The sequence below is a fragment of the Kitasatospora sp. NBC_01250 genome, from assembly GCF_036226465.1.
Classification (GTDB): Bacteria; Actinomycetota; Actinomycetes; order Streptomycetales; family Streptomycetaceae; genus Kitasatospora.
In genome coordinates this window covers 5,749,279-5,763,982 of record NZ_CP108476.1, presented here as the reverse complement: position 1 = coordinate 5,763,982, position 14,704 = coordinate 5,749,279, and the positions used below count along the sequence as shown (strand labels likewise).

Genomic DNA, 14,704 nt, shown 5'->3' with positions numbered 1-14,704 from the left:
GGCTGAGCCCTTGGCATGTGCCACACCGCCAGGTTCAGAGTATCGAAGAGAGGTTCCACAGCGGTACACCCCGCTCCCTCTCGATCTGCCGTGTTGCAGGTTATGGCCGGAATCCGGCTGGAATTGACATCGCAAAGAACAACGAAAGCGACACCCCGGCCGTTACGAATCGGCACCCTGCTATCGATTCCCGCCCGCTTCTCGTCAGATTCCGGCCGGGCCGGCCACGGCGGCCGGCCCGGCCGGTGGGACCTCCTCGACAGCGGCCCGGCCGGCGCCGGGCGCTGTCGACGGTGCGTCAGTCCAGCAGGCCCAGGCGCTGGGCGGCGGCCTCGGCGCTCACCGGGACCACGTGCGGCTGCGGCGCACCGGCCACCGCCCAGTCCGGGTCCTTGAGACCGTTGCCGGTCACCGTGCAGACGATCCGCTGACCCGGGTCGACCAGGCCGGCCTCCGCCTTGGCCAGCAGGCCGGCCACGCTGGCGGCCGAGGAGGGCTCGACGAAGACGCCCTCGGTCGCGGCCAACAGACGATAGGCGGCGAGGATCTGACGGTCGGTCACCTTGTCGATGAGGCCGCCCGACTCGTCCCGGGCGGCCTCGGCCATGGCCCAGGAGGCCGGGTTGCCGATCCGGATCGCGGTGGCGATGGTCTGCGGCTTGAGCACCGGGGCGCCGTCCACGATCGGGGCCGAACCGGCCGCCTGGAAGCCCCACATCCGGGGGGTGCGGGTGGCCATGCCGTCCTTCGCGTACTCGCGGTAACCACGCCAGTAGGCAGTGATGTTGCCCGCGTTGCCGACCGGCAGCACGTGCAGGTCGGGAGCGTCGCCGAGCATGTCGACGATCTCGAAGGCGGCCGTCTTCTGGCCCTCGATGCGCACCGGGTTCACCGAGTTCACCAGCGCGACCGGGTAGTTCTCGGACAGTTCACGCGCGAGGGTGAGGCAGTCGTCGAAGTTCCCGTCCACCTGGAGGATCTTCGAGCCGTGCACCAGGGCCTGGCCCATCTTGCCCAGCGCGATCTTGCCCTGCGGGACCAGCACCGCGCAGACCATGCCCGCGCGCACCGCGTAGGCGGCGGCGGAGGCCGAGGTGTTGCCGGTGGAGGCGCAGATGACGGCCTGGGCGCCGTCCTCCTTGGCCTTGGAGATGGCCATGGTCATGCCACGGTCCTTGAAGGAGCCGGTCGGGTTGGCGCCCTCGACCTTCAGGTAGACGTCGCAGCCGGTGCGCTCGGAGAGCACCTGGGCGGGGACCAGCGGCGTGCCGCCCTCCAGCAGGGTGACCACCGGCGTGCTGGCGCTGACCGGCAGGCGGTCGCGGTACTCCTCGATGATCCCCCGCCACTGGTGGGTACGGCCACCGACCTGGTCGATCACGGCGTTCATTGGCTATTCCCCTTCAACCCGCATGATGCTGGCCACGTCCCGCACGCTGTCCAGCGCGCGGAGCTTGTCCACGGTCGCCGACAGGGCGGCGTCGGTGGCGCGGTGGGTGACCACGACGAGCGAGGCGTCGCCGTCGCGGCCCTGCTGGCGCACGGTGTCGATGGACACCCCGTGCTCGGCGAAGACCGAGGCCACCTGGGCCAGCACGCCCGCGCGGTCGTCCACGTCCAGGCTGACGTGGTAGCGGGTGACGACCTGGTCCATCGGCTTGGCCGGCAACCGGGTGTAGACCGAGTCGCCGGGCCCGGTGGCACCGCTGAGCTTGTTGCGGCAGACCGCGACCAGGTCGCCGAGGACCGCGGAGGCGGTCGGCGCACCGCCGGCGCCCGGACCGTAGAACATCAGCCGCCCGGCCGCCTCGGCCTCCACGAAGACCGCGTTGTAGGCCTCGCGGACCGAGGCCAGCGGGTGGCTGAGCGGGATCATCGCGGGGTGCACCCGGGCGGTGACCGAGGCGCCGTCGGCGGCCCGCTCGCAGATCGCCAGCAGCTTGACCACGCAGCCCATCGCCTTGGCGCTGGCGATGTCGGCGGCGGTCACCTCGGTCAGGCCCTCGCGGTAGACGTCGGCGGCGGTGACCTTGGTGTGGAAGGCGATGCCGGCCAGGATCGCGGCCTTGGCGGCGGCGTCGAAGCCCTCGACGTCGGCCGTCGGGTCGGCCTCGGCGTAGCCGAGCGCGGTGGCCTCCTCCAGCGCCTCCGAGTAGCCGGCGCCGGTGGTGTCCATCTTGTCGAGGATGAAATTGGTGGTGCCGTTGACGATGCCCAGCACCCGGTTGACCCGGTCCCCGGCCAGCGACTCGCGCAGCGGGCGGATCAGCGGGATCGCGCCGGCCACCGCGGCCTCGTAGTAGAGGTCGACCCCGGCCTCGGCGGCGGCCGCGTGCAGCTCGGCACCGTCCTTGGCGAGCAGCGCCTTGTTGGCGCTGACCACCGAGGCACCCTGCTCGAAGGCGGTGAGGATCAGGTTCTTCGACGGCTCGATGCCGCCGACGACCTCGATCACCACGTCGATGTCGCCCCGTGCGACCAGCGCCTCGGCGTCGGTGGTGATCAGGTGCTCCGGGACGCCCGGGCGCACCCGCCCGGCCCGCCGGACCGCGATGCCGGCGAGCTCGACCGGCGCGCCGATGCGCGCGGCGAGGTCGGCGGCGTCTGTCGTCATGATGCGCGCCACCTCGGAGCCCACCACACCACAGCCCAGCAACGCCACCTTCAGCGGCCGCGTACGCATCATCCGACTCCGCTCATCCTTCTCGTTTCCGGCGGCATTTCGGCAAGCCGCCGGACATTGGCTGGTTCCAGTCTCGGGGACGATTCGGAAAGATCTACGGACGTCTCAGGATTCGAGACGCGATTTCCGTCATCCGACATCGAGACGCAGGAGATCCTCCTCCGTCTCGCGCCGCACGATCACCCGGGCCGCGCCGTCGGCCACCGCCAGCACCGGCGGTCGCAGCGCGTGGTTGTAGTTGCTCGCCATCGAACGGCAGTACGCGCCGGTGGCGGGCACCGCGATCAGGTCACCCGGCGTCAGATCGCCCGGCAGGAAGGCGTCCTTGACCACGATGTCCCCGGACTCGCAGTGCTTGCCGACCACCCGGACCAGCATCGGCTCGGCCTGGCTGCGGCGCGAGACCAGGGCCACCGAGTAGGCCGCGTCGTAGAGCGCGGTGCGGATGTTGTCGGACATCCCGCCGTCCACGCTGACGTAGGTGCGCAGGCCCGCCAGCGGCTTGACGGTGCCGACCCGGTAGAGCGTGAAGGCCGTCGGCCCGACGATCGCGCGGCCCGGCTCGACGCTCAGCCGCGGTGCCCGCAGCCGCTGCGCGGCGCACTCGCGGCGCACGATTTCGGCCAGCGCGGCGGCGATCTCGGCGGGCTCGCGGGGGTCGTCCTCACTGGTGTAGGCGATGCCCAGGCCGCCGCCGAGGTCGATCTCGGGCAGCTCCACGCCGTGCTCGTCGCGGATCCGCGCCAGCAGGCCCACCACCCGGCGGGCGGCCACCTCGAAACCGGCGGTGTCGAAGATCTGCGAACCGATGTGCGAGTGCAGACCGCGCAGCTCCAGCGCCTCGTGGTGCCCGAGCACCCGGGCGACCGCGTCCGCCGCCGCGCCCTGGGCCAGCGAGAAGCCGAACTTCTGGTCCTCGTGCGCGGTGGCGATGAACTCGTGGGTGTGCGCCTCGACGCCCACCGTCACCCGGATCAGCACCGGCTGCCGCACGCCCTGTCCTGCGGCGATGGCGGCCAGCCGGTCGATCTCCTGGGTGGAGTCGACCACGATGTGGCCGACCCCCGCCTTCACGGCCTGCTCCAGCTCGTGCACCGACTTGTTGTTGCCGTGCAGCGCGATCCGGGCCGCCGGCATGCCGGCGGCCAGCGCCACGGCCAGCTCGCCCGGGCTGCACACGTCGAGGCTGAGCCCCTCCTCGTGCAGCCAGCGGACCACGGCCTTGGAGAGGAAGGCCTTGCCCGCGTAGTAGACGTCGGCCCCGGCCCCGAAGGCCTCCCGCCAGGCCCGGGCCCGGGCCCGGAAGTCCGCCTCGTCCAGCACGTAGGCCGGCGTGCCGAACTCGGCCGCGAGCTCCGTCACCGCGACCCCGCCCACGGTGACCACCCCGTCGGCGCCGCGGGCCACCGTGCGCGACCAGACCTTGGGGTCCAGCGCGTTCAGGTCGCTCGGCGGGGCCGGGTGGTGCCCCTCCGGCAGCACATCGCCGTGACGGGGGCCTGCGGGGTGCGCGGAGCGGCTCATCGGGGAAGGTCTCTCTCTGGGCGTGCGCGGGGGCGCAGGTGCGCAGGTGCGCGGGGCTACATCCGCTCGGGGGCGGAGACACCGAGCAGGGCCAGGCCGTTGGCGGTGACCGTCTGGGCCGCCTGGACCAGCCAGAGCCGGGCGCGGTGGGTGTCGGTCAGCTCCTCGTCGCCCTTGGGCAGGAACTGGCAGTTCTCGTACAGGCGGTGGTACTTGCCCGCGAGGTCCTCCAGGTAGCGGGCCACGTGGTGCGGCTCGCGGTGCTGACCGGCCTTGGCCACGATCCGCGGGAACTCGCCGAGCGCGCCGAGCATGTCGGACTCCCACTCGGTGGCCAGCAGCTCGGGCTTGAACTGCTCGGCGGCGCCCTTGTCGACGCCCAGCTGCGCGGCCTTGCGCGCCACGCCGCACATCCGGGTGTGCGCGTACTGGACGTAGTAGACCGGGTTCTCGTTCGACTGGCTGGTCAGGATGTTGATGTCCAGCGTGATCGTCGAATCGGTGGAGGAGCGCGACAGCGTGTAGCGCGCGGCGTCCACGCCGATCCAGTCGACCACGTCGTCGATGGTGATGATGTTGCCGGCCCGCTTGGACATGCGGACCTCCTCACCATCGCGCAGCATCTTGACGAACTGGCCGATCTTGACCTCGATGTTGCGGTTCATGTCGTCGCCCGCGCAGGCCGCGATGGCCTTCAGCCGGTTGACGTAGCCGTGGTGGTCGGCGCCCAGCATGTAGACGCTGACCTCACTGCCGCGGTCGCGCTTGCTGAGGTAGTAGGCGGCGTCGGCGGCGAAGTAGGTGGTCTCGCCGTCGGCCTTGATCAGGACGCGGTCCTTGTCGTCACCGAAGTCGGTGGTCCGCAGCCAGATCGCACCGTCCTGGTCGAAGACGTGGCCCTGCTCGCGCAGCCGCTCGATCGACTTCTCGACGGCGCCCGAGTCGTGCAGCGACTTCTCGGAGAACCAGGTGTCGAAGTGGGTGCCGAACTCGTCCATGGAACGCTGGATCTCGGCCACCATGAGCGCCAGGCCCTCGGTGCGGAAGACCTGCAACTGCTCGTCCTCGGGCAGCGCGAGGACGCCCGGGACGCCGTCGGTGATCGCCTTGGCGATGTCGCCGATGTACTCGCCCACGTAGCCGTCGGCCGGCACCTCGCGCCCGTTCGCGGCGGCCTGCAGCGAGGCGGCGAACTTGGAGATCTGCACGCCGGCGTCGTTGAGGTAGTACTCGGTGCTCACGTCGGCGCCGGTGGCACGCAGGATCCGGGCCAGCGAGTCGCCGACGGCCGCCCAGCGCACGCCGCCGATGTGGATCGGCCCGGTCGGGTTGGCGGAGACGAACTCCAGGTTGATCTTCAGGCCCTTGAGCGCCTCGTTGCGGCCGTACGCCGCACCCGCCTCGACGATCGTGCGGGCCAGCTCGCCCTGGGTGGCGGCGTCCAGCGTGATGTTCAGGAAGCCGGGCCCGGCGATGTCGACCTTGGCGACCCCGGGCAGCTCTCGCAGGCGCGCGGCCACCAGCTCGGCGACCGCGCGCGGCGGCTTGCCGGCCGGCTTGGCGAGCTGGAGCGCCACATTGGTGGCGTAGTCGCCGTGGTCGCGGTTCTTCGGTCGCTCGACCGTCACCGTCTCGGGGACGTCGACGGACAGCTCGCCCGCCTCGACGGCGGTGCGCACGGCGACCTGGACTGCGTGGGAGAGCTCTGCGGGTGTCACGCGCCCAAGCCTAGGCGAGAGCGGCCGGCCCACGGCCACGCGGCCACCCGTTGAGACGGCCGGACCGGTGGTTTCCTGTTCGCTGTGAGCGAAATGGGCGACCTGTCGACGGGGTCAGCCGCTGCCGAACGTCATCCCGCCGCCCGGGCCCGCCGCCTTGATCCCCATCAGCCGCCGCACCAGCGCGACCAGGTCCGCCGGGTCGAACGGTTTGCCGAGGTACCCGTCGACGCCGACCGACTCCCCCTTGTCGAGATCCGCCGGTGTGCACGCACTGACGATCGCGATCGGCAGCCGCGCCGTCTGCTTCTCGGCCCGCAGCCGCGCGGCCGTGCGCAGCCCGTCGAGCCGGGGCATCATCACGTCCAGCGTCACCACGTCCGGCCGCACCCGCCGGACCACCTCCAGGCACTCGGCACCGTCGGCCGCGGTCACCACCTCGAAGCCCTCCAGCTCCAAGTTGACCCTGATCAGCTGACGGATCACCTCGCTGTCGTCCACCACGAGGACCCGCCCGGACACGCCTGACGACACCCCCCGAGCCTACGACCGCCCACCCTCGCGCGTCCGGCCTTTGTGGACTTCGCCGGAGCCCGGTCGACGGCTGATCGAAAACCCCTGCACGGAGCACCCGGCCGAGCTGGTAATGTTCTCTCCGTCGCAGCGATGCGACGCGAAACACCGAGCAGGCCCCCGTAGCTCAGGGGATAGAGCACCGCCCTCCGGAGGCGGGTGCGTAGGTTCGAATCCTACCGGGGGCACTTCGCAGGAAGTGCCGGATGAGGCCCAGGTCAAGCGACCTGGGCCTTCGTCATGTCCGGGGCTCGTACCGCACACCCGCGCAGCACCCGCGCCAACTGCCCGGCCACCACCCACCGGGCGCGCGGTTCATCGACGCCGACGACGGCCTCGCCGGCCCGGCCGGGGCGGTACAGCCTGCCGTGGACGCCCAGCTCCTGACACTCCCTCACCCGGACGGCGACGCACCCCGCGCGCAGGTGCGGGCACATCCGGACAGCCGGGCCGGCGCAGGGGAGGCAGACGGGCGGATGGGTGGCCGCCATCCCCTCGGGCCAGCCCGGCCAATCGCCGCGATCGTCCCTGAGCAGCCAGAGCACCCCCTCCTCGGTCCGATCGGCGGGGCCACCACAGATCTGGCAGAGAAGAAGTCGCATCGCCCGCCGCTGCCGCCCGACGTGCACCCGCCCGAAGTCGGGCCGGCCCCGGCCACGAGCGAGCGTCATCCGCGCCCAGAGAATCCCGTCGGCATCGCGGTCGTGCGGCACTTCGTCGCGATACGCGATCCCGCCGGCGGGATGGGCGACGACCTCGGAGCGGACGAGCCGCCTCCTCGCTCCACGCGGTGATGTAGGGGACGAGGCTCGCTTCCGCCATGAGGACCTCCAGAACGAATGACGCTACATCTCTAGAGAACTCCTCATCTCTAGAGATGTCAAGCGCCCCTCGGTCAGTCGCTCGCCTCGCGAGGCCGCCCTAGGATGTCTAGAGATCAACGAGGAGGACCATGGCCACCAGCGGCGAGAAGCAGCCCAAGTACCAGCGGATTGCCGACGCCCTGAAGGCGGCCATCGACTCCGGCCAGTACCGGGCTGGTGACCGGCTCCCCGGCGAGAACGATCTGATGGAGAGCTACGGCGTTGCCCGGATGACCGCCCGTCAGGCGCTGGGAGTCCTGCAGAGCGAAGGCATCGCCGAGGCGCGCAAGGGCGCCGGGGTCTTCGTCCGCGACTTCCGACCCCTGCGTCGCCGGAGCATCCAGCGGCTGGCGGAGGGTCAGTGGAGGTCAGGGCGGTCGATCTGGGCGGCCGACATCGAGAACCGTGCTTTGGAAGTCGACCCGGTCGACGTCTTCGAACAGCCCGCGCCGGAGCTGATCGCCGGGGTGCTGGGACTGGAGCCGGGCGAGGCCGTGTGCGTGCGGGAGCGGCGGTTCGTGCTGGACGGGAAACCGGTGCTGCTCTCCACCTCGTACCTGCCGGCGGCGCTCGTCGCGGGCACCAGGATCACGCAGCCGGACACCGGGCCGGGCGGGAGTTATGCCCGGCTGGCCGAGATCGGCGCAGGACCGGTGCACTTCCGCGAGGAGGTCCGCTCCCGGATGCCTGTGAAGGACGAAGCCGCCCGACTGGAACTGAGTGCCGGGACGCCCGTGATCCTCGTCTGCCGCACCGCGTACGCGGCGGACGGGCGCGCGGTGGAGGTCAACGAGATGGTGCTCGACGCTGCGTCCTACGTACTGGAGTACGACTTCGACGCGTGAATCACACCGGCGGCGGGGTGACCTGGCAGACGACGACAAGTTCCAGGCGGGGAATGACGTAGTAGGCGATCATGCCTCCCGCGACGTCGAGGTACTGCATCGGCTCACCGCTGCCCTCGTAGGTCGTCCCGTCCAGGTAGCGGGCCTCGGCGGCGCGGACGAGTTCGGCGGCCCTGAGGGCGACCGCGCGGAGAAAGTCGGCCGGGGCGCCGGCGGTGACGTGCTCCTCGCTCGGCAGGTACTCCCAGGCCCAGCTCACCCGTTCACCGCGGCGAAGGCAGTGCGGTAGATCTCGGCGACCTCGACGGCGTGGGACCGGCACTCCAGGGTGCTCTCGGCGTGGTTGGCCAGGTAGTTCCCGCGGTGGTAGGCCTGGGCGGTGTGCGGGTGGCGCTCGATCTCCACGATCGCGGCCCAGTGGGCCAGGAAGGCGCGGATCGGGTTGACGCTGCCCTGGGTGACCGCCTCCGCCATGGCCCGGGTCTGCCCGTCCACCATCTCCGGGAGGCGGTCCGCGGCCACGACGGCGAGCGCCGCCTTGAGCGCGGCCGGGGTCTTCTCCGGTCGGGGGATGATCGCGACTCCGTCGTGCACGGGCTGGCTCATGGCGACACTCCTCTCGTCGGGTGCGAGGCTACCCGTGATCGGCGGCCGCCGGGCGGCGGGGCACACCCGAAGGCCCGGGTCCCTGGGGGCCCGGGCCTTCGGGGTGGTGGTGGGGGGGCTCAGGTGGCGCTGGAGACGGCGTGGGCGTACAGGTTGCCGATGGTCTGGTCGAAGTAGGCGCTGTACGAGGTGTCCGGGGTGTTGCCGCCCTGCTGGTAGCCGCCGATGATGCCGATGATGTTGCCGTCGGCGGTGTTGATCCAGGGGCCGCCGCTGGTGCCGCCGGTGTAGGAGGGGCAGTAGATGCTGCGCTGGTAGGTGCTCTGCTGGCCGGTGGTGTTGGAGCAGAGCAGCGGCGTCTCACCGCTGTTGGGGTAGCCGTAGAGGCGGACGGTGGCGCTGAAGGACTCGTTGAGGCCGAGCTGGTTGCCGCCGACCACGTCCTCGATGCGCTGGCCGCTGCTGTTGGGGGCGACCTGGAGGAAGGCGAAGTCCTGGTCGGGGTCGCCGTTCTGGGTCCAGCCGGTGGTCTCGTAAACCTGGGTGACCTGCCAGACGCCGTACGGGGTCTGGCCGTTGCGGTAACCGGGGGCGAAGACCACGCCGCTGGGGCTGCTCACGCAGTGGGCGGCGGTGACCAGCAGGTTGCGGGTGCTGCTGTGCACCACGCTGGCGGAGCAGAAGTGGTTGCCGGGGGTCGCGGAGCCGCCGCTGAACAGGGCGCCGACCCGGTTGGCCTCGGAGTTCGACGGTGCCGTGCTGGTGGTCGCCAGCGAGCGCGTGGAGTCGGTGGAGTCGGTCGCGTCCGTGGAGTCGCTCGGCGAGGGAGCCGCGGACGGCGTGGCCGAGTCGCTGGGGCTGGGCGTCGGGGTCGGCGTGGGCGTGGGCGTGGGCGTCGGCGTGGGTGTCGGCGAGTTGACCGGCGGCAGCTGGGCCAGCGGCATGGAGCTGGCGGCGGGCGGTCCGGCCGGTGCGTCGCCGGCGGACGGCGCGGGGTCGGCCGACGGGGAGGGGGTGCTCGACGCGGTGCCCTTGGTGTTCTTCACGACCGAGGCGGTCAGGGCGCTGGCCAGCCGGCTGGAGGCGGAGGCCTGCGAGGTCAGCAGGCTGATCCCGGCCACGGCCACGAGCAGCAGGGTGGCGAGCGAGGCCACCAGAACGGTCGGACGCAGGAAGAGGGGACGGGGACTGCGGTGCCGGCGCTGCTGACTTGTCATCAGGTCGGTTACTCCTGCCCGCGATCGGTGGCCTGGCGGCCGATTGGTCGGCACCCGAAGCGTGCCCGGCTACCTACGACTATCGCCCCCCTCGCTGCGAACGCGATGATCCTGCACTGAGAGCCGTGTGAGAATCCACCGGGCGGCTCAGGAGGCCGCAACAGCTGACCGGGACCCATCATGTCGGACGGGTCCCGGCGCGAGAAGAGTGTCTGCCGTTAAAGGCCAGGTCAAAAGGGGCCGACAGGGACCCCGGGCAGCGTTCCCGGTCAGTCCTCCTGCCAGGCCGCCCTGGGGGCCTCCGCCGCGGCGCTCTCCCCCGTCGCCTCGCCGGGCGCGGGCCGGTGGTCGACCATCACGAAGGCGAGCACCGCCGCGAAGATCAGCACGCCCAGCGCCACCGTGGTGGCCACCGTGTAGCCGTGCACCGAGGCGGTCGCCTGGACCAGTTTGCTGCCGGCGTCGCGGCCCACCAGGTAGGTCGTGGTGACGCTGGCCGCGATGGTGTTGAGCAGCGCGGTGCCGATCGAGCCGCCGACCTGCTGGGCGGAGTTGATGGTGGCCGCCGCCGCGCCGGTCTCCCGTGGGGCGACGCCCAGGGTCGCCAGGTTCATCGAGGGCATGAAGACCAGGCCCATGCCCAGCCCGAGCAGGAGCTCGGCCGGCAGCACCGAATCGACGTACGCGCTGCTCACCTTGAGCTGGGTCAGCCAGGCCATGCCGGCGGCGGCCAGCAGCAGGCCGGGCACGATCAGGTTGCGCGAGGGCACTCTGGTCATCAGTCGGGCGGCGAAGCCGGTGGAACTGAGGATGATCGCACCGGTCATCGGCAGGAAGGCGACGCCGGTCATCAGCGGCGAGAAGTTCTTGATCTCCTGGAGGTAGTAGGTCAGGAAGAGGAAGAGGCCGAAGAGTCCGACCACCGCCAGGCCGACCGAGAGCGCCGCGCCGCCGCGGTTGCGGTCTCCGACGATGTGCAGCGGCAGCAGCGGGTGGTCAGAGCGTCGCTCGGCAGCCACGAAGAGCGCCAGCAGGGCCGCGCCCAGGGCCAGGCAGAAGAGCACCAGCCAGTCGCCCCAGCCGCGCGACTCGGCCTCCGAGGTGCCGTAGACGATCGCCAGCAGCCCGCCGCAGCCGAGCAGGGCGCCGGGCAGGTCGAGCGGGATCCGCTTGCCCTTGGCGATGTGGTCGCGGTGCAGCAGCCGGGCGGCGCCGACGGCCGTGACGAGCGCGATCGGCACGTTGACGAACAGGCACCAGCGCCAGTTCAGGTACTCGGTCAGCACCCCGCCCACGATGAAGCCGATCGCGCTGCCGCCGGCGGCGATCGCGCCGAAGATGCCGAAGGCGGTGGACCGTTCCTTCGGCTCGGTGAACGTGGTGGAGAGCAGCCCGAGCGCCGAGGGGGCGAGCAGGGCACCGAAGGCGCCCTGCAGGGCGCGGGCGGCGAAGAGCATCACCGGGGTCACCGAGGCGCCGCCGAGGGCGGAGGCCAGGGCGAAGCCCAGCAGTCCGACCGTGAACGTGCGCTTTCGGCCGTAGAGGTCTCCCACCCGGCCGCCGAGCAGCAGCAGTCCGCCGAAGGCCAGCGTGTAGGCGGTCACCACCCACTGCCGGTCACCGTTGGAGATCCCCAGGTCGCGCTGGGCGGAGGGGAGGGCGATGTTCACGATCGTGATGTCGAGCACGATCATCAGCTGGGCGATGGCGATCACTGCGAGCGCCCGCCAGCGGCGGGGGTCCGGCACCGATTCGACCATGGCGTTTTGCGCGGACACGGCAGGAGCCTTCCGGACGGGGGTGCCGTCGGCGTGCGCGAACGGCACTGTTCTCCAGCCAAGCTCGCGATCGGGGGAAGGGGCAAGCGAAAGTGCTGACAAATACGGACAAAAAGCCATCTTTTGTCCAAGCTTTAACAGGCTTGTCCAGGCTGGTGGGCCCCGCTCCCCCGAGCGGGGCCCACGCCGCAGCGGTTCAGAGCTGCGCGAGCACCGCCTCCAGGTCGTCGAGCCCGAGCGAGCCCTGCGAGAGCGCGGCCATGTGCCAGGCCTTGAGGTCGAACTCCTCGCCGCGCGCCTCGTGCGCCGCCCGCGCCGCCGCCCGGCCGCGCAGCCAGGCGCGCTCGCCGAGCTTGTAGCCGATCGCTTGGCCCGGCAGGCCCAGGTAGCGGACCAGCTCGCTGTCCAGGAACGCGGGGGCCAGGCCGCAGTACTGCCCGAAGAACTCGCGGGCCGACTCCGGCGTCATCAGCTCGCCGGGACGGTAGGGCGAGTCGGCCGGGAACTCCAGGCCCACGTGCATGCCAATGTCCACGATCACCCGCAGCGCCCGCAGCATCTGCGCGTTGAGGTAGCCGAGCCGGTGGCCGGGGTCGGTCAGGTAGCCCAGCTCGTCCATCAGGCGCTCGGCGTACAGCGCCCAGCCCTCCAGGTTGGCGCTCACCCCGCCGAGGCTGACCTGGTAGGTGGAGAGGCTGCCGGCCACGTAGTTCCACTGCGCGAGCTGCAGGTGGTGGCCGGGCACGCCCTCGTGGTACCAGGTGCTGACCAGGTCCCAGACCGGGAAGCTGTCACGGCCCATCAGCGGCAGCCAGGTCCGCCCGGGGCGGCTGAAGTCCAGCGAGGGCGCGGTGTAGTAGGGGGCGCTGGCGGTGCCGGGCGGGGCGATCTTCGACTCCACCCGGGTGACCGGCTCGGCGAGGTCGAAGTGGACGCCCTGCAGGTCGTTGATCGCCTGGTCCATCAGGCCCTGCAGGTACTCCCGGGCGGCCTCGCTGCCGGCGATCGCCGGGCCCTCGTTCTCCAGCCAGTGCATCGCCTCCATCGGCGTGCTGCCCGGGCGCACCTTCTCGGCCTCGACGCGCATCTGCGCGGCCAGGTCGTGGAACTCGGTCCAGGCCCACCGGTAGGCCTCGTCCAGGTCCAGGTCGGCGCCGTTCCACAGCCGCACCCAGCGCTGGTAGCGCTCGCGCCCGATCGGGTCGGGCGTGCCGGCGGCGGCGGGGGCGTAGACCTCGGCCAGCCAGTCGCGCAGCTCGGCCAGGGCGGCGGAGCCGGCCAGCGCGTGCCCGGTCAGCTCGGCCCGCAGCGCCTCGGGCGCGGGCTCGACCAGGGCGCCGAACCAGCCGGCCCCGGCGGCCTCGGGCCGGGCGGAGGCGTCCGGGGCCAGCCACTCGGCGATCTGCTCCAGCACCGTGACGACCTGGCGCGGACCGGAGAGCAGGCCCTGCTCGATGCCCTCGGCCAGCGTGGCGCGGTACTGCCGGACGGCCAGCGGGAACCGGGCCAGGCGCCGGCCGAGCCGGGCCCAGTCCTCCTCGGTCTCGGTGGGCAGCAGGGTGAAGACCTCGCGGACGTTGTGCAGCGGCGAGCCCAGGTTGCGCACCGCGCGCAGCTCCTCGCCGGCCTCGTGCACGGCCAGTTCGGCGGTCAGCCGCTCGCGCAGCAGCCGGGCGCAGCGCTGCTCGGCCGCTGTGTCATCGGCGGCGCCGAGCGCACCGCCGGCGCCGGCCGCCTCGGCCGCGTCGAGCTCGGCCAGGGTGCGGCGGCCGAGATCGGCGACGGCCTTGTGGCCCTCCGGTGACAGGTCGGGCAGGCGGTCGTCCTGCGGGTTGAGCCCGAGGTAGACCGCGGTCAGCGGGTCGAGGTCGGCGAGGGCCTGGACGTACGCGTCCGCGATCTGGCGCGGGGTACGGCCGTCGGCGGCGGGATTCGGTTCGGAAGCCATCCGGACATCTTTTCGCAGCCAGGACGCTTTGCAAGCCCCTTTTCCGGAACCGGGCCTTCGGGATCCGCGGGGCCGTGGCCGAGCGCCTGCGCACCCGCAGGTCGCGCACGCGGGGGTTCCGCCGGGCCGCCCGGCCACTACGCTGACCGGCATGAACGCCAGCGAGCCGGTCGCGGACAGAGCCGACAGAGCGGACGCCGCAGCGCCCGGTGCCCCGGACGAGCGGCCCCGGCGCGCCGGGTACCGCCGCCTGCCGGTGCAGCAGCGCCGCGAGCAGCTGATCGCCGTGGCGCTGGAGCTGTTCAGCACCCGCCCGCCGGACGAGGTGAGCCTGGACGACGTGGCCGAGGCCTCCGGCGCCTCCCGCCCGCTGGTCTACCGCTACTTCGCCGGCGGCAAGCAGCAGCTCTACGAGGCCGCGCTGAACAGCGCCGCCGAGGAGCTGATCAGCCGCTTCACGGTGCCGCCGCGCGGCACTCCGACCGAGCAGCTGGGCGCGGTGCTGGACGGCTACTTCTCGTTCGTCGCCGAGCACGCGGCCGGCTACGGCGCGCTGCTGCGCGGCGGCTCGGTGGTGGAGACCGCGCGCACCGGCGCGATCGTGGACCGGGTGCGCCGCTCCGCGCTGCGCCGCACCCTGCGCTACATGGGCGTGCCCGAGGCCGGGCCCCGGCTGACCCTGCTGGTCCGCTCCTGGATCTCGGTGGTGGAGGCCTCCTCGCTCAGCTGGCTGGACGAGGGCCGGCAGATCCCGCAGCGCCAGCTGCGGGAGTGGCTGGTGGACGAGTTCGTGGCGATGACGGCGGCCACCGCCGCGCACGACCCGCAGAGCGCCGAGGTGCTGACCGGTCTGCTGGCGCTGGAGGCCCCGGACGGACGGGCTGCCGCGCTGCTGGCCCGGCTGGCCGCGCTGCGGGTCGGCACCTGACGAGGACGCACCCGCCGGTCA

The 14,704-nt window shown here is 72.0% G+C and carries 13 protein-coding genes and 1 tRNA gene; 3 read left to right on the top strand and 11 right to left on the bottom strand.

Features of this window, described 5'->3' with window-relative positions:
• Positions 1 to 298 precede the first annotated feature (298 nt).
• The 5 genes from thrC to OG500_RS24345 form a co-directional block, all read right to left on the bottom strand.
• A complete protein-coding gene (thrC, locus tag OG500_RS24365; protein ID WP_327068948.1) occupies positions 299 to 1,390 on the bottom strand; it encodes a threonine synthase in 1,092 nt (363 codons plus the stop codon).
• A gap of 3 nt (positions 1,391 to 1,393) precedes the next feature.
• A complete protein-coding gene (locus OG500_RS24360) occupies positions 1,394 to 2,686 on the bottom strand; it encodes a homoserine dehydrogenase (RefSeq protein WP_327068947.1) in 1,293 nt (430 codons plus the stop codon).
• A gap of 126 nt (positions 2,687 to 2,812) precedes the next feature.
• The gene (gene lysA / locus OG500_RS24355) at positions 2,813 to 4,207 is read right to left on the bottom strand and encodes a diaminopimelate decarboxylase (RefSeq protein ID WP_327068946.1); all 1,395 of its coding nucleotides are present in this window, start codon (positions 4,205 to 4,207) and stop codon (positions 2,813 to 2,815) included.
• A gap of 56 nt (positions 4,208 to 4,263) precedes the next feature.
• Positions 4,264 to 5,925, bottom strand: a complete 1,662-nt coding sequence (gene argS / locus OG500_RS24350; RefSeq protein WP_329583400.1) for an arginine--tRNA ligase — start codon at positions 5,923 to 5,925, stop codon at positions 4,264 to 4,266.
• A 114-nt stretch (positions 5,926 to 6,039) separates the two neighbouring features.
• Complete coding sequence (locus OG500_RS24345; RefSeq protein WP_327071672.1) at positions 6,040 to 6,447, bottom strand: response regulator; 408 nt, start codon at positions 6,445 to 6,447, stop codon at positions 6,040 to 6,042.
• Positions 6,448 to 6,614: 167 nt separating this feature from the next.
• Here OG500_RS24345 and OG500_RS24340 point away from each other — a divergent pair.
• Positions 6,615 to 6,686, top strand: a tRNA-Arg gene (locus tag OG500_RS24340).
• Positions 6,687 to 6,716: 30 nt separating this feature from the next.
• Here OG500_RS24340 and OG500_RS24335 read toward each other — a convergent pair.
• Complete coding sequence (locus OG500_RS24335) at positions 6,717 to 7,169, bottom strand: hypothetical protein (RefSeq protein ID WP_329583398.1); 453 nt, start codon at positions 7,167 to 7,169, stop codon at positions 6,717 to 6,719.
• A 281-nt stretch (positions 7,170 to 7,450) separates the two neighbouring features.
• Between OG500_RS24335 and OG500_RS24330 the strand changes: the two genes are divergently transcribed.
• Complete coding sequence (locus tag OG500_RS24330; RefSeq protein ID WP_329583395.1) at positions 7,451 to 8,206, top strand: GntR family transcriptional regulator; 756 nt, start codon at positions 7,451 to 7,453, stop codon at positions 8,204 to 8,206.
• 1 nt (position 8,207) lies between these two features.
• Here OG500_RS24330 and OG500_RS24325 read toward each other — a convergent pair whose 3' ends face one another.
• The 5 genes from OG500_RS24325 to OG500_RS24305 all read right to left on the bottom strand — a co-directional run bounded on the left by OG500_RS24325 (position 8,208) and on the right by OG500_RS24305 (position 13,755).
• Complete coding sequence (locus tag OG500_RS24325) at positions 8,208 to 8,465, bottom strand: hypothetical protein (protein ID WP_327068942.1); 258 nt, start codon at positions 8,463 to 8,465, stop codon at positions 8,208 to 8,210.
• A complete protein-coding gene (locus OG500_RS24320) occupies positions 8,462 to 8,812 on the bottom strand; it encodes a hypothetical protein (protein ID WP_327068941.1) in 351 nt (116 codons plus the stop codon). Before OG500_RS24320 ends, OG500_RS24325 begins: the two co-directional genes overlap by 4 nt.
• A 119-nt stretch (positions 8,813 to 8,931) precedes the next feature.
• Positions 8,932 to 10,029, bottom strand: a complete 1,098-nt coding sequence (locus tag OG500_RS24315) for a trypsin-like serine peptidase (protein ID WP_329583391.1) — start codon at positions 10,027 to 10,029, stop codon at positions 8,932 to 8,934.
• 269 nt (positions 10,030 to 10,298) lie between these two features.
• Positions 10,299 to 11,789, bottom strand: coding sequence for an MFS transporter (locus OG500_RS24310; RefSeq protein ID WP_327071671.1), 1,491 nt, complete (start codon positions 11,787 to 11,789; stop codon positions 10,299 to 10,301).
• Between the two features lie 214 nt (positions 11,790 to 12,003).
• Positions 12,004 to 13,755: a DUF885 domain-containing protein gene (locus OG500_RS24305; protein WP_327068939.1), complete on the bottom strand. Its 1,752-nt coding sequence runs from the start codon at positions 13,753 to 13,755 to the stop codon at positions 12,004 to 12,006.
• A gap of 151 nt (positions 13,756 to 13,906) precedes the next feature.
• Here OG500_RS24305 and OG500_RS24300 point away from each other — a divergent pair, with 151 nt between their 5' ends.
• Complete coding sequence (locus OG500_RS24300; RefSeq protein WP_327068938.1) at positions 13,907 to 14,683, top strand: TetR/AcrR family transcriptional regulator; 777 nt, start codon at positions 13,907 to 13,909, stop codon at positions 14,681 to 14,683.
• Positions 14,684 to 14,704: the final 21 nt, after the last annotated feature.

What these genes read in the sequence shown, in the direction of transcription:
- thrC (WP_327068948.1), bottom strand. Translation starts at nt 1,390, where the DNA reads ATGAACGCCGTGATCGACCAGGTCGGTGGCCGTACCCACCAGTGGCGG.
- OG500_RS24360 (WP_327068947.1), bottom strand. Translation starts at nt 2,686, where the DNA reads ATGATGCGTACGCGGCCGCTGAAGGTGGCGTTGCTGGGCTGTGGTGTG.
- lysA (WP_327068946.1), bottom strand. Translation starts at nt 4,207, where the DNA reads ATGAGCCGCTCCGCGCACCCCGCAGGCCCCCGTCACGGCGATGTGCTG.
- OG500_RS24335 (WP_329583398.1), bottom strand. Translation starts at nt 7,169, where the DNA reads ATGACGCTCGCTCGTGGCCGGGGCCGGCCCGACTTCGGGCGGGTGCAC.
- OG500_RS24330 (WP_329583395.1), top strand. Translation starts at nt 7,451, where the DNA reads ATGGCCACCAGCGGCGAGAAGCAGCCCAAGTACCAGCGGATTGCCGAC.
- OG500_RS24320 (WP_327068941.1), bottom strand. Translation starts at nt 8,812, where the DNA reads ATGAGCCAGCCCGTGCACGACGGAGTCGCGATCATCCCCCGACCGGAG.
- OG500_RS24315 (WP_329583391.1), bottom strand. Translation starts at nt 10,029, where the DNA reads ATGACAAGTCAGCAGCGCCGGCACCGCAGTCCCCGTCCCCTCTTCCTG.
- OG500_RS24310 (WP_327071671.1), bottom strand. Translation starts at nt 11,789, where the DNA reads ATGGTCGAATCGGTGCCGGACCCCCGCCGCTGGCGGGCGCTCGCAGTG.
- OG500_RS24305 (WP_327068939.1), bottom strand. Translation starts at nt 13,755, where the DNA reads ATGGCTTCCGAACCGAATCCCGCCGCCGACGGCCGTACCCCGCGCCAG.
- OG500_RS24300 (WP_327068938.1), top strand. Translation starts at nt 13,907, where the DNA reads ATGAACGCCAGCGAGCCGGTCGCGGACAGAGCCGACAGAGCGGACGCC.